The sequence below is a fragment of the Arcanobacterium phocae genome (genome assembly GCF_018913465.1).
GTDB lineage: Bacteria > Actinomycetota > Actinomycetes > Actinomycetales > Actinomycetaceae > Arcanobacterium > Arcanobacterium phocae_A.
The window spans coordinates 213,729-226,834 of sequence record NZ_JABAPM010000003.1 but is presented as its reverse complement, the minus strand read 5'-3'; the positions used below and the strand labels follow the sequence as shown (position 1 = coordinate 226,834).

10 protein-coding genes are annotated in these 13,106 nt (G+C 49.2%); 2 read left to right on the top strand and 8 right to left on the bottom strand.

Annotation, left to right across the window (positions count from 1 at the left end):
• Positions 1-7: 7 nt before the first annotated feature.
• The 3 genes from KSO86_RS05335 to KSO86_RS05325 all read right to left on the bottom strand — a co-directional run bounded on the left by KSO86_RS05335 (position 8) and on the right by KSO86_RS05325 (position 3,763).
• A complete protein-coding gene (locus tag KSO86_RS05335; protein ID WP_216378568.1) occupies positions 8-871 on the bottom strand; it encodes an ABC transporter permease in 864 nt (287 codons plus the stop codon).
• Positions 871-1,830 carry an ABC transporter permease gene (locus KSO86_RS05330; RefSeq protein ID WP_216378566.1) on the bottom strand — a complete coding sequence of 320 codons (960 nt, stop codon included), beginning with the start codon at positions 1,828-1,830 and terminating at the stop codon, positions 871-873. Before KSO86_RS05330 ends, KSO86_RS05335 begins: the two co-directional genes overlap by 1 nt.
• 124 nt (positions 1,831-1,954) lie before the next feature.
• Positions 1,955-3,763 (bottom strand): peptide ABC transporter substrate-binding protein, encoded by a 1,809-nt coding sequence (locus KSO86_RS05325; RefSeq protein WP_216378564.1) that lies wholly within the window; start codon positions 3,761-3,763, stop codon positions 1,955-1,957.
• A gap of 189 nt (positions 3,764-3,952) precedes the next feature.
• Between KSO86_RS05325 and KSO86_RS05320 the strand changes: the two genes are divergently transcribed.
• Both KSO86_RS05320 and KSO86_RS05315 read left to right on the top strand, forming a co-directional pair.
• Entirely contained in the window at positions 3,953-5,143 is a 1,191-nt protein-coding gene (locus KSO86_RS05320; protein ID WP_216378562.1) for an ROK family transcriptional regulator, read from the top strand.
• Positions 5,144-5,161: 18 nt separating this feature from the next.
• Positions 5,162-6,679, top strand: a complete 1,518-nt coding sequence (locus tag KSO86_RS05315; protein ID WP_216378804.1) for a M81 family metallopeptidase — start codon at positions 5,162-5,164, stop codon at positions 6,677-6,679.
• Positions 6,680-6,755: 76 nt separating this feature from the next.
• On the opposite strand, the gene KSO86_RS05310 is transcribed toward KSO86_RS05315, so the two are convergent.
• From KSO86_RS05310 to iolC, 5 genes are all read right to left on the bottom strand, one after another.
• The gene (locus tag KSO86_RS05310) at positions 6,756-8,249 is read right to left on the bottom strand and encodes a CoA-acylating methylmalonate-semialdehyde dehydrogenase (protein WP_216378560.1); all 1,494 of its coding nucleotides are present in this window, start codon (positions 8,247-8,249) and stop codon (positions 6,756-6,758) included.
• A gap of 169 nt (positions 8,250-8,418) precedes the next feature.
• Complete coding sequence (gene iolD / locus KSO86_RS05305) at positions 8,419-10,308, bottom strand: 3D-(3,5/4)-trihydroxycyclohexane-1,2-dione acylhydrolase (decyclizing) (RefSeq protein ID WP_216431893.1); 1,890 nt, start codon at positions 10,306-10,308, stop codon at positions 8,419-8,421.
• Positions 10,305-11,201: a 5-deoxy-glucuronate isomerase gene (iolB, locus tag KSO86_RS05300; protein WP_216378557.1), complete on the bottom strand. Its 897-nt coding sequence runs from the start codon at positions 11,199-11,201 to the stop codon at positions 10,305-10,307. Before iolB ends, iolD begins: the two co-directional genes overlap by 4 nt.
• Complete coding sequence (locus tag KSO86_RS05295) at positions 11,198-12,064, bottom strand: Cgl0159 family (beta/alpha)8-fold protein (protein WP_216378802.1); 867 nt, start codon at positions 12,062-12,064, stop codon at positions 11,198-11,200. Before KSO86_RS05295 ends, iolB begins: the two co-directional genes overlap by 4 nt.
• Positions 12,064-13,050 (bottom strand): 5-dehydro-2-deoxygluconokinase, encoded by a 987-nt coding sequence (iolC, locus tag KSO86_RS05290; RefSeq protein ID WP_216378555.1) that lies wholly within the window; start codon positions 13,048-13,050, stop codon positions 12,064-12,066. Before iolC ends, KSO86_RS05295 begins: the two co-directional genes overlap by 1 nt.
• Positions 13,051-13,106 lie beyond the last annotated feature (56 nt).

The following is a 13,106-nucleotide window of genomic DNA, read 5'->3' as shown; positions in this document are numbered from 1 at the left end:
ATTACTCCTAACGGGTCCGAAGCCGAACTTCGAACGCATCACGCAAACCGTCACCAACAAAATTGAAAGCCACAACCAGCAAAATGATCATGATTCCGGGTGGATACAACAACCACCAATGCCCGTTATAAACCTCGTTCATACCGGTGGACAGCATGCCTCCCCAGTTGGCTGCCGGCGGTGGAACTCCAAGCCCTAAGAATGATAAGTAAGCGACATATAAAATTGCGTCAGCAACCTGGAAAGTCGCATTAACAATGACCGTTCCAATAGCATTACGCACAATGTGGGTCCGCACAGCACGCATCGGAGAACCACCCATGCCTCGCATTGCCGTAATATATTCGCGAGATCGTAAAGCCAAGGATTCGCCACGAATTAAACGAGCCGGATTCAACCAGGCGAACGCACCAATTGTTAATACCAATAATGGAACATTAGGGGTAATGACAGACGCAATCAAAATAAAGAGGAACAATGCTGGAACCGCCATCATTGCATCCACGATTCGCATCATTGCTGCATCGACCCAGCCGCCAACAAAGCCCGCAATTGCGCCCCAAATTGTGCCAATCGTCGTCGCCAAAATACCCGCAGCTAAACCGATAATAATCGACGTTTGGCCGCCTTCCATTAACCGGCCTACCTGATCGAAACCAACGCCATCAGTTCCTAACGGATGCTCGCCAGAAATCGGTAAGTAAGCATCCGATAAAGATGAGTATTGCTGCTCAGTTACCCAAATATAGGGACCAACGAAAGAAAACAGCGTAAATGCGATAAGAATTGACAATCCTACGACGGCCAACCGATTCGATACAAAGACCTCAGCTCCTTGTCGGAATAAGCTGTTGCGTTTCTTAACGCTCATCACGCATCACCTCCCCCATAGCGCACTCTCGGATCAGCCACTGCGTACATGATGTCTGCTAAGAGAGCACCAATCACAGTTGCTATCGAAATAATTGTGGTTACGGCCAACAAGATTGGATAGTCACGTCCCTGGGCCGCCTGCCAATACATCAATCCCATTCCCGGATAGTTAAAGAGTGACTCCACCACGAGCCCTCCAGAAAATAGTGCCGGAAGTGACATTCCAAGCAAAGTGATAACTGGGAATAAGGAGTTGCGCATCGCGTGTTTAATAACTACCCGGGATTCAGACAATCCTTTAGCTCGAGCAGTCCGGATATAGTTTTCTTCTAGATTGTCCACCATCGATGAACGAATATAACGTGTATAGGCCGCTAACGAAACAATCGCTAACGTGATCGACGGCAAAATCAGCCCTTGCCATTGGGACAGCATTTCAGAGACGGTAAATCCCTGAGGCGCTTCGGGTGGCAAAATTGGCCAGGTTTGCGAGAACAGCACGATCAAGAGCAGACCCATGAAAAACAGCGGAGTGGAGTACATCAGCAACGCGATAGCTGTGATGAGATAGTCCGGCCATTGATTACGTTTCCAGGCTTGTAGCATACCAAGCGGAATTGCAATCACCACCGCCAACGTTAAACCACAAAAGCTGAGAAGCATTGTTTTTGGTAGTCGCTGTGCGATAGCTTCGGACACATCCATATTCAAGGCAAACGAAGTACCCAATTCACCGTGGATCAGCTGGTTGAGGTACGTAAAGTACTGCTCGTAAAGCGGTCGGTCATATCCCATTTGATGCGCGTAAGCATCTAGCTGTTCCTGGGTGGCTTGCAGGCCCAAAGCTGAGCGAGCCGCTCCCCCGGGCAACATATGCAAAATCGTGAAGGTTATGATCGTCACGAGAACAACCACAACCAGCGATTGCATAAGTCTGCGCGTAATGTAGCGGACCATGTGTTCTCCTTTCACAAAAGAACCGGGTTGGCGGCGGCATACCGTCATAGAATCGGCGTGTCACACTCAAAATCGAGACAGTTATTAAGATATGTTCCGAGCGCCGCTAACCCGGTTCCATTTGCTACTTAGTATGTGCCCAATCTTGTGGGAACATACCAAGCATTGGATCTTGTGGACCTATTCCGTAAAGGTCTTTCTTCCACGCAGAAATTTGCGCTACTGGATTTGGCATCCACAAAACTGGTAGATCTTCTGCAAGGAAGTCGTTGTATTCCTTCAATGCTTTGCTGTCCTTAGCCCGCAAGGTGGCCTCAATCAGCTTGTCTGCCTCTGGGTTAGAGTATGAACCAAGATTGACTGGCGCATCCGTTTGAAACAGTCGATCTCCTGATGCGTAAACCGGGTAGTACCACGATGATTGTGATCCGAAGAAAGACAAGTCCCAATCACATGCTTCACCCGGTGCACACTTTTGCGATACTGCTACAGAATCCGGAACCTCCTGGATCTCGAGCTTGATGCCAACCTCCGAGAAGCGGGAGTTAATTTCCGTCATCATGCGAGTTGTGGCTGGGAATCCAGACTGCGAAATCATCTTGAACTGCAGCTGTGCACCCTTTTCTACACCTTCACCACATTGACCATCACCAGTACCTGGCTTTTCACATATGGAAACGTCGCCGGCATTGATCTTCCAACCGTGCGATTCCAAAAGCTTCTTTGCGCCTGCTGGGTCAAACTTGTATGCGCAGCCTTCAGTTGATCCAGCTGCCCCTGGCTTTTGTGGCACTGGTCCACAAGTCGGGGTTGCTGTTCCAGCCCAAACTGTTTTAGCGATTGCTTCTTGGTCGATTAGCATCTGCATCGCTTGGCGGACGTACTTTTGCTTGAAAATTGGGCCTGACTTCGGGTTGGCGAAGTTGAATGGCATGTAGGTGATTGACCATCCCGCCCAAGGTTCGACGACGTATCCTTGCGATTCAATAGTAGCCCGTTGATTGATCGATCCAGCTGGAATATAACCGTAGTCAATGCCACCAGAACGCAGAACATTAAACTGGGCATCATCAGATGTGAACGGACGCAAAGTTACCGAGTCAAGCTTTGGCTTGTCACTGCCAGTGTATTGTTTGTTAGCAACCAGTTTGACTTCACCGTTTGGCACGAAAGAATCTAGTTGGAATGGTCCGTTGACAACTTTCCACAGCGGGTTAGTTGCATATGATTGCAGATCCTTGGACGCTTCAGTCAGCATAGCGAAAATTGCTTTAGCTCCATCTAGGTCACGATCATAATCACCAATTTCGCCATCGACGGAGGTTTTACCCCATACGTGTTGCGGCAGTGGGCGAACTGAGCCTAGCTGATTATCAACAAACCAGCCTGGGTTGAATACTTCGGTCGTCGTGAACGATACGGTGTGATCGTCAATAATCTTGAATTCGGCAATGTTATCCGGGAAGTTTCCCTTGCGGTAACCGGACCATTCTTCTTTGTTCGCGTTGAGAATGTTCCACCAGAATTCCACATCACGAGTAGTAATTTCTTCCCCATCAGACCATTTCGATGGCTTCATTTTCAGCTCATAGGTTAGACCATCATCAGATACTTTTGGTTCTTCGGCAAGGGAACGCTCGTCAAGGTTAAATTCGTTGTCTGCGTCAAGCTTGTAATCGAAGAATCCCTTGTACAGCATGTTGATGAAAATGCCATTTTCTCCTTGTGTTTTTCCAGGTGCAGAAATTGGCAATATCCATGTAGGTGTGCGCAAAGCTACTGTGACGTTTCCGCCCTCTTGGATTTCTCCGGTGGGCTGTGCGCTACCGCCGTCTGACGGTTTGTTAGCAGTTGGTTGTCCAGAGCACGATGCCATCAGCAACATCGCGCTGGTAAAAGCAGCTATCTTAGCTACACGGCTGAATGAACGCATAGTCAGTCTCCTCGTTGAGATACACATGGCGGGATACTCCACCACCTGTGATCTACACAATACCATTCGCTCACACACTTCGTTCACTTTTTTTAAATTTTCTCCAAACTTCGTTCACTTAGGCTAGACTAGAGAAAAGTAAAAACTGGAGCCACGTTGCTCACTCAGCTCGATATAAAGGCAACACGCATGGAAACGATCTCTCTTAATACGCCGGTCTCTCCTCGCACGTCGTCCACAGCAGATATTCACAAAAACGACATTGCCGTTCTTGAATCCCTCACTATAGGGCCATTGTCTCGCACCGATATCATCAAGAAAACTAGGCTTCCACGCTCTACTGTTCACGCCAGTGTGCGACGCCTACTTCAGCGAAACGATATCGAGGAATTTACGCTTGCTTCTTCTACTGGCGGTCGACGCGCCGCCCTCCTGCGCATTTCGACACTTCACGATATTGCTGACGTAGTCGAACTAGGATCACACCATGCACGCATCGGAATCGCTAATCTGTCTGGAAAGATTCTTGCAGCAACTGATGTTCCGTTAGAGATCAGTGATGGCCCAGAACGGGTTATTCCAACGCTATATAACGCTTGGACCGAACTCCATCGCAACAATCCACAGATAGCGTCTGCAAAAATCGTTGGCGCGGCTGTACCAGGCCCTGTTAATTCTCAAGGACACATCGTTGCTGCTGCACGTATGCCTGGCTGGAACCACATTGGCCTCGTTGACTTGCTCCACGAAGCCACCGGATGCCCAACAATAATAGAAAATGATGCACGTGCTGCCGCCGTCGGCGAATGGTCGCGCCGTGGCGAAACAGCCGAATCTTCGATATACATCAAAGCCGGGTCAGGTATCGGTGCAAGTTGGATTGCTGACGGAATCGTTTTCCGCGGATATCAAGGTTTTGCGGGCGAATTAACCCACACCCGAGTACAAACGCCACAGCCAATGATCTGTTCTTGCGGAAATACTGGATGCCTTGAAACAGTTGCCTCCGGTGCCGCCATGCTCCAACACCTCGCCAGTATCGGCTCGCCCATCACAACGGTTGCTGAAATTATTGAAGCTACCCAAAACGGTGACTACACAGTTTCACCTCTAGTACGTAATGCTGGTGCCTATATCGGCGAGGCTCTTTCTGGCTTAGTCAATTTCCTTAATCCTCAACGAATTATTATCGGAGGTTCGCTTTCCCAAACACGCACGCTCATTGCTGGAATCCGTTCCGAGCTCTACCAACGTTGCCTTCCTATGGCAACCGCACACCTCACCATAGATACTTCGCTATCCGGACAAGATGCTCCCCTCATTGGGATGGCTATTCTTGCCCGCCAAACCCAAACTAACTCACACCGTCATAGTCATTAAGCAAAGGAGCTTAGAATGATGCGTATTGCTATCTGCGGGATTCATATTGAATCGTCAACATTCACCCCATACCTGTCTGTGGAATCAGATTTCACTGTACGCCGTGGGGAGGAGCTACTACAGCGCTATCCGTTTATCACAGGTGCCGATATTCCATTAATAGACCGCGTGCCAGAGCATCTGGCCGGCCAGGAATGGGGCGTGGGTGGGCGTCGTACTTGGGCGAACGACGTCGAATGGGTGCCAATCTTGCATGCCGCAGCGTTACCGGGTGGCCCGCTTGATGCTCCTACGTTTTTGGCGTGGCGGCGCGAAATCTGCGAGCGGTTAGCAGAGGCTGGCCCACTAGACGCAATTTTCTTCGATATTCATGGCGCAATGAGCGTCCCCGGGTTTGACGACGCCGAAGGGTATCTGATCGATGGGATCCGAATGGCGATAGGATCAGAGATTCTGGTGGGAGCCTGCATGGACCTGCATGGCAATGTTTCACGCAAGCTATTTAGCCAAACTGACATGCTCACCTGTTATCGGATGGCTCCGCATGAGGATGCTTGGGTGACCCGCGAACGCGCAGCACGCACCTTAGTTGAGCGGGTTCGTTCTGGGAAGGGTCGGCCAAAGAAAGCCCTCATCCATGTCCCGATTTTGTTGCCTGGAGAAAAGACCTCTACACGGATGCAGCCTGCGGCACGGTTGTACGACGCGGTGGCCGAGTTTGCGGACCATACTGATGGCGTTATCGACGCGAGTTTTTGGATTGGTTTTGCATGGGCAGATCAGCCACGTTGTTGCGCTGCTTTTGCGGCGTACGGCGACGATCAGGAGATTCTTAACGACGGCGTATCCCGGCTAGCGCGCTCGGCTTGGGACGCTCGGCACGAGTTCGAGTTTGTGGCACCTACGGACGAATTCGATGTGGCACTGGATAAGGCAATAAAGTCCGATGCGCGCCCGTTCTTTATTTCTGATTCGGGAGACAACCCAGGGGCTGGCGGAGCCGACGACGTCACCGTTGCACTTTCCGAGGTACTGTCTCGCGCTGAGGTCATCAACGGTGAGGTGTCAGTTATTCTTGCGTCCATCTTCGATCCAGCGGCAGTAACACACGCGGCCGCGGCCGGCGTCGGCGCGGAAATAACTGTGCACGTTGGTGGCAAGGTTGATACCCGGGAACCGGGGCCAGTTGAGCTGACGGCACTAGTAGAAAACTTGCTGGACGATCCAGAGGGGTTACTCACTGCGGTCTTAGCCGTTGGCGGCTTACGACTGATCGTCACTAGCCGCCGTAATCAATACACGATGCACGAACAATTCGCTCGGTTGGGGCTTGACCCCGAGAAAACCGATATCGTGATTGTAAAAATCGGCTACTTGGAACCATATTTGCACGATATACATGCAGATTGGATTTTAGCTCTCACCCCGGGCGGAGTTGATCAGAACTTGGTGCGCCTTGGCCATTCACATATTGACCGTCCAATGTTCCCATTTGATGACCCAGAGGACGTCTCACTGAAGGTTATTCGCGACTAATTTTCGAACTATAACAGTGTGACGCCCGGGAGCCGAGCTTCCGGGCGTCACACTGAATTAGGATTTGCGAGATTACTTATTCTTCGCGTTGGAATGACATAGTTGCCGAGTACGTTTGTTCTGATGGCCAACGGCTGGTAATTGCCTTTGCCTTGGTATAGAAATTCACGCCCTCTGGGCCATGAATATGATGATCGCCGAGGAGAGATTCTTTCCATCCACCGAAGGAATAGTATGCCACTGGAGTTGGAATTGGAACATTTACTCCAACCATTCCGGCTTCAACATCAAGCTGAAAGCGGCGCGCCATCCCACCATCATTAGTAAAAATAGCTGAACCATTCCCGAATGGCTGTGCATTGACAACATTAATTGCTTCTTCGTAGGTATCGACGTCGTTAATGGTCAGTACCGGACCGAAAATTTCTTGCTTATAAACGTCCATGTCATATGTAACGTCAGTAAGAATCGTCGGGCCAACAAAGTATCCGTTTTCATAGCCTGGAACTTTGATGTCGCGCCCATCAAGGACAACCTTCGCACCCTGCTTTTCTGCATCTGTGATGAGTTTGACGATCCGTTCCTTAGCATTCTTGCTAATGACTGGGCCCATCTGGACTCCCTCGTCAAGGCCCATACCGACCTTAATTTTTTCGGCATGTTCTTTAACTTTCAGTGCAAGCTTCTCACCGATACCTCCCACTGTAATAACTGCAGGTAGCGCCATGCATCGTTCGCCGGCAGCGCCGAATGCGGCAGCTGAAATATGCTGAGCAACAAAGTCTAGATCAGCATCAGGCAAGATTATTGCGTGATTGTTTGCACCACCAAGTGCTTGTACGCGTTTACCATGCTTGATTCCACCCTCTTGAATAATGTGAGCCACTGGCGTTGAACCTACGAATGAAATGGCATCAATTCCTGGATGCTCTAGGATCTGCGTAACCACTTCACGCGTTCCAGAAACCACATTAAACAGTCCATCAGGAAGACCCGCTTCTTGATAAAGGCGCGCGATAATCAGCGACACGGTAGGAGTTGAGGTTGCCGGTTTGAGGATAAAGGCATTACCCGTGGCTAGTGCTAGTGGGTGCATCCACATTGGAACCATGACTGGGAAATTGAATGGGCAAACACCAGCAACTACACCAAGTGGCTGACGGATTGTATGGATATCGACTCCGCGGGAAACGTCATACGAGTATTCCCCTTTGAGTGCGGTATTTATTGAGCACGCAAAGTCTAGTGTTTCCCGGCCACGTTGGATTTCACCGATGGCATCAGAATAATCTTTACCATGCTCTTCGACGATTGCACGCGCAATTTCATCTTGATGATCCAACACCAGTTGACGCATTTTAAACATAATCTCAACACGTCTGGCTAGCGACGTCGCCGCCCACTTTTTCTGGGCTTTTCGTGCCACATCAACGGCATAATTAAGATCATCTTGCGAAGCCAGCGCAACGCGACGAATTACCTCACCAGTTGCTGGATTATCTATATCTGCGTAGCTATTTGATCGACCCTCGTATAGTTTTCCATCGATCCAATGCTTGACTATTTCCATAACCACTCCTATGTAGTACATCAACCATTTGTTTACAAACATATCACATTTAAGTAAATTGTATGTACATTAAAAGCGTAATTAAGTCTTATTGTTTGAACGGAGGCCTGCAATGTGAATTTGCAGGCCTCCGTGCTCTTTGGAGAAGAGATTTAGCAGAAACTAACAATTAAAAATAATGCCTTTGATGCTTCACCCCTTCACAGTATTCCTGGTATGCACGCTGGGTTGATTCAAGTCGTGAAACTTGTGCGACCGGTACGTCCCAGTAGGATGACGACGGCGGATTTGGCCCATACAGATCAGTCTCGATATAGATCATCACTGCTGACGTCATTTCGGTTGCCTTACGATACGCCATCTTGAACTCATCAATGGACGAAACGCGCAAGACAGTTAATCCCCAAGACTCAGCATTCTTCGCGATATCAACCGGGATAAGCTCCCCTTCTTGATTATGTGGATTGCCGCCACCCATGCGATAACGCGTACCGAAACGCTGTGAACCACGAGATTCTGAAAGCGCACCAATAGAAGCAAATCCATGGTTCTCTAGCAGAACATAGATCACCTTCAGCCCTTCTTGAGCAACAGTTGCTAACTCCATTGGAAGCATCTGATACGTTCCATCACCGACGATCGATACGACCTCAGAGTCCGGACAAGCCATTTTGACACCAATTCCAGCCGGAATCTCATATCCCATCGTCGAGAATGCGTATTCAACATGGTACTGAGTTGGCGTCTTTGCCTGCCAGAGTGCTTGTAGGTCACCTGGCATGGATCCGGCAGCATTGATGAGAACATCAGTATCTTTCATCATCTCATTAAGAGCGCCAAATACTTCAATTTGGGCTGGTAATGGGCCATGACCAATATGGTAAAGACTGTCAACAACCTTAAGCCACGCCGTCCGTTCTTCCGCGATGCGCTTTTCGTATTCCGTAGAAACATGATAGTCAGCAAGCAAATCAGTCAGGCCACTCAAAGCTTCACGTGCATCTGCAATAACCATTTCGGCGCCGTTCTTTACTGCGTCAAAGGGCTTAACGTTAATGTTGACGAACTTGACATCAGGGTTCTTAAACTGCGTTCGCGATGCTGTGGTGAAATCTGAATAACGCGTACCAATTCCAATGACGAGATCAGCTTCATCAGCTAAATGGTTTGCTGAATCACCACCGGTTGATCCAACTCCACCAACAGCTTGGGGGTGGTCACAATTGATAGCACCCTTGCCAGCCTGAGTGTCAGCAACTGGAATTCCGGTAAGTCTTGCAAATTCGCGCAATTCTTCCGAAGCCTTCGAATAGATGACACCACCGCCAGCTATAATCAACGGAGCCTGCGAATGCCGAATTAATTCAGCCGCATGCTCTAGCTGTGACTTTTCCGCTGGAGGACGGCGAATATGCCACACCCGCTTAGCAAATGCGGCTTCCGGGAAATCAAATGCCTCAGCCTGCACATCCTGCGGCATGGCGATCGTGACTGCACCAGTATCTGCCGGATCTGTTAGTGCGCGCATTGCTTGCATCAACGACGGTAACAACTGTTCGGGTCGGTTAATTCGATCAAAGAACACCGATACGGGCCGGAATGCATCGTTGACAGACGTGTCTAGCGTTTGCGCATTCTCTATCTGTTGCAGAACCGGATCAGGTATACGCTTGGCGAACTGATCAGACGGGAACAAAAGCACTGGAAGCCGGTTTGTGGTTGCTAACGCAGCTCCAGTAACCATATTAAGTGCACCCGACCCAATGGAAGAAGTACACATGAAAGTCTGCGTACGGTTCTTTGCTTTAGCATAGGCGGCAGCAGCATTGACCATACCCTGTTCGTTGCGTGGCATGTAATACGGCATCGAACCACCATCGGGGTCTGGATCAATTTCATTTTGTAATAAAGCTTGTCCTAGACCAGCAACATTTCCGTGTCCAAAGATGCCGAAGGCACCGGCAATAAGTCGCTCCTCAACGCCGTCAGCTTCTACGTATTGATTAACTAGAAATCGGATCGTTGCTTGTCCAACTGTTAGACGTACGGTGTTGTTCATAGCTTCTCCTCTGTTACAGGCATGAATGGCAGTCGGGGATCAATATCCTCCCCTTCCCAGGATTGACGTTGCCACGTATGGACTGGATCATCGGTCATCATCCAGACAGAGTCCTCTGCAGGTCCTGCCATAACGTTGAGATAGTACATATCATGGCCGGGGGCAGCTACGGACGGACCGTGATACCCATGCGGGACGACGACGGTGTCACCCGAACGCACTTCGGTACAGACGTTAATGTCTTTTCCGGGCGAAGAATAAACTCGCTGAAGTCCGAAACCATCAGTTCTTTGTTCCGGACCGCCTGGGCGCAACTCAAAGTAGTAGATTTCCTCTAAAATCCGCTCATTGTCAGAATGCTCATCATGCTTATGTGGTGGATAAGATGACCAATTTCCTCCAGGAGTTAGGACTTCAGTAACAAGCAGATGTGATGTTTCAAGGTCATTGCCTAGTGCATAGTTATTAACTTGACGCGAACACACGCCCGCGCCTCTGATGCCAGAATGGACATCACTTGCAGGACAATAACGCACCGGCAAATCCTTCGTTGATTTTGCCCCCGGTACCGCGAACCGACCGGACTCAGTGGCAACTATCGTGAAGCTAGTATGCCGCGGAATGTAGATATAATCAGTTACTGCTGTAAATACAGATTCTCGTCCGGCAAGCGAATACTTTTCATTTGCCACCACCACATCTGCACTTCCGTTGAGCGGCAGGACTAAAACTTCGTCGTCGTCAGTATCAATAGTTACTAACTCGCCTTTTTGCAGACGAGCTATTCGTAGACTCGAAAAATCCCATCCAGCTTTTTCGGCTGTAATGTAGGTGTCAAATTTACCGGTTTCAGTACTTCCCGCTTCTAGTACATATTTATCATTGTCGTTCATAGCAACTCCACTGCGTTGTCGACTGCTGTTTGGACATCCCCGTGTGAGGGGAAAAGAAGGGATCGACCAATTACAAGACCACATACGTTTGGCAATTTAACTGCTTTACCCCAACTATTTAACGTATTTTCTGGATCGTTAGATACTTCTCCTCCTAAGATCAGCGATGGCAAAGTCGTACTTTCCATCACGCGCTCCATCTGTGGGACACACGGCAATTTGAGCCAGGTGTATGCACTCGTCGACCCTAGCGCAGATGCAATAGTTATCGACTTAATGACTGCTTCTGGGCTGAGATCGTTAACAAGTTGTCCATCTTTCCAACTGGAAACAAATGGCTCTATCATCGCGATTTTTTTATTTGCTGACAGCTGGTTAACCGCCTGTGCAGTAGCCGCTAAGGTGCGTGGAGTGCTTGGATCTGCAAAGCAGATGCGAGTCAAAGTTTTCCCTCCGTCTAGATTGTCCTCAGCAATCACTTCTGGCGTATAGCATCCAAAACGGTCATCTATTTCAAAGCTTGCCCCCTGAAGACCAGTCCGGTTCATTGACCCAAAAACAAGCTTGTTTTCAAGCGCTCCTAGAAGCGTAAGGTCTTCAACTAAATCAGCAGTTCCTAAGAAGCCATCAACGCCTGGCCGAGACAGAGCTATCATGCACCTTTCTAGAAGCTCAGTACGATTAGCCATCGACATCGGATCCTGTCCGGCGCCCAAAGCACCCCGAGCAGGGTGATCACATGCAATGATCATCATCTTCCGACCATTTTGAGGTAACTGTCCTGGAGCTCGTGAAGCCAAACGCTTCTTTATCTCTTCTGGATGATGGAGTCTAATATCCAGGATGTCTTGAATAGCAACCATCACGATTCCTTCACTACCGGCGCCGTCTCAGTACGCTGGATCATTAATTCACGAACTTCACCTTCCGTCGGCATGGCGGTAGAGCATTCCAAGCGGGAAGAAACAATTGCCCCTGCTGTCGACGCAAAATGGATCGCTGTCGGAATATCCCAGCCAGCAATTAGTGCATGGGTCAAGGCACCACCAAAAGCATCTCCGGCACCTAAACCATTGAGCGTGTCAACTTTGGTAACTGGCACTTCGATACGAAGATCGCGAGTTTTTGCGAGAGTGCCTTTTGGACCTTGCTTAACAATTGCCAGCTGCACGCCTCTCTCTAAGAGTGCGTCTGCAGCTCTATCTGGTTCTGTTTCACCAACAGCAATTCGGCATTCTTCTTTATTTCCGACAGCAACATTGACATAGTCGAGTAACGAGCCAATTTCCCGCTGTGCAACTTCTTCACTTTCCCAGAACATAGGCCGATAATCAAGATCAGCGATCGTCCATCCAGAAGTATTTTTACGTGCTCGCAAAGCTTCCCAATGCGCGGAGCGAGACGGTTCATCTGACAAACCCGTACCTGAAACTAGAAACACCTTTGCATGAGCGACTGCGTCGACCGGAACATCTTGTGGCCGAAGTTGGAGGTCTGGTGCTGATGGCTCACGATAGAAATATAACGGGAATGTATCCGGTGGGAATATCTCACAGAACGTCACCGGTGTTTTATAGTTTTCAGTCGTAATTACAAACTGGTCAGATACACCTAGACGATTCATCTCCATACGAACGAATCTTCCAAAAGGATCATCGCCTACACCGGAGATCACAGCTGCAGAATGCCCCATCCGCGCGGCTGCCACAGCAACATTAGTTGGCGATCCCCCAAGAAATTTGCCAAATGTTTCGACGTCTTCTAATCCCACTCCGGACTGAAGAGGATATATATCTACTCCGGACCGTCCCATGGTTATTACTTCCGGATATTGAGTTTCACGCACCATTGCGGATTCCTTTCTCACGTACTACACATTTTTAATCGCCAACCTCACATATGTCA

What these genes read in the sequence shown, in the direction of transcription:
- KSO86_RS05335 (WP_216378568.1), bottom strand. Translation starts at nt 871, where the DNA reads ATGAGCGTTAAGAAACGCAACAGCTTATTCCGACAAGGAGCTGAGGTC.
- KSO86_RS05330 (WP_216378566.1), bottom strand. Translation starts at nt 1,830, where the DNA reads ATGGTCCGCTACATTACGCGCAGACTTATGCAATCGCTGGTTGTGGTT.
- KSO86_RS05325 (WP_216378564.1), bottom strand. Translation starts at nt 3,763, where the DNA reads ATGCGTTCATTCAGCCGTGTAGCTAAGATAGCTGCTTTTACCAGCGCG.
- KSO86_RS05320 (WP_216378562.1), top strand. Translation starts at nt 3,953, where the DNA reads ATGGAAACGATCTCTCTTAATACGCCGGTCTCTCCTCGCACGTCGTCC.
- KSO86_RS05315 (WP_216378804.1), top strand. Translation starts at nt 5,162, where the DNA reads ATGCGTATTGCTATCTGCGGGATTCATATTGAATCGTCAACATTCACC.
- KSO86_RS05310 (WP_216378560.1), bottom strand. Translation starts at nt 8,249, where the DNA reads ATGGAAATAGTCAAGCATTGGATCGATGGAAAACTATACGAGGGTCGA.
- iolD (WP_216431893.1), bottom strand. Translation starts at nt 10,308, where the DNA reads ATGAACAACACCGTACGTCTAACAGTTGGACAAGCAACGATCCGATTT.
- iolB (WP_216378557.1), bottom strand. Translation starts at nt 11,201, where the DNA reads ATGAACGACAATGATAAATATGTACTAGAAGCGGGAAGTACTGAAACC.
- KSO86_RS05295 (WP_216378802.1), bottom strand. Translation starts at nt 12,064, where the DNA reads ATGGTTGCTATTCAAGACATCCTGGATATTAGACTCCATCATCCAGAA.
- iolC (WP_216378555.1), bottom strand. Translation starts at nt 13,050, where the DNA reads ATGGTGCGTGAAACTCAATATCCGGAAGTAATAACCATGGGACGGTCC.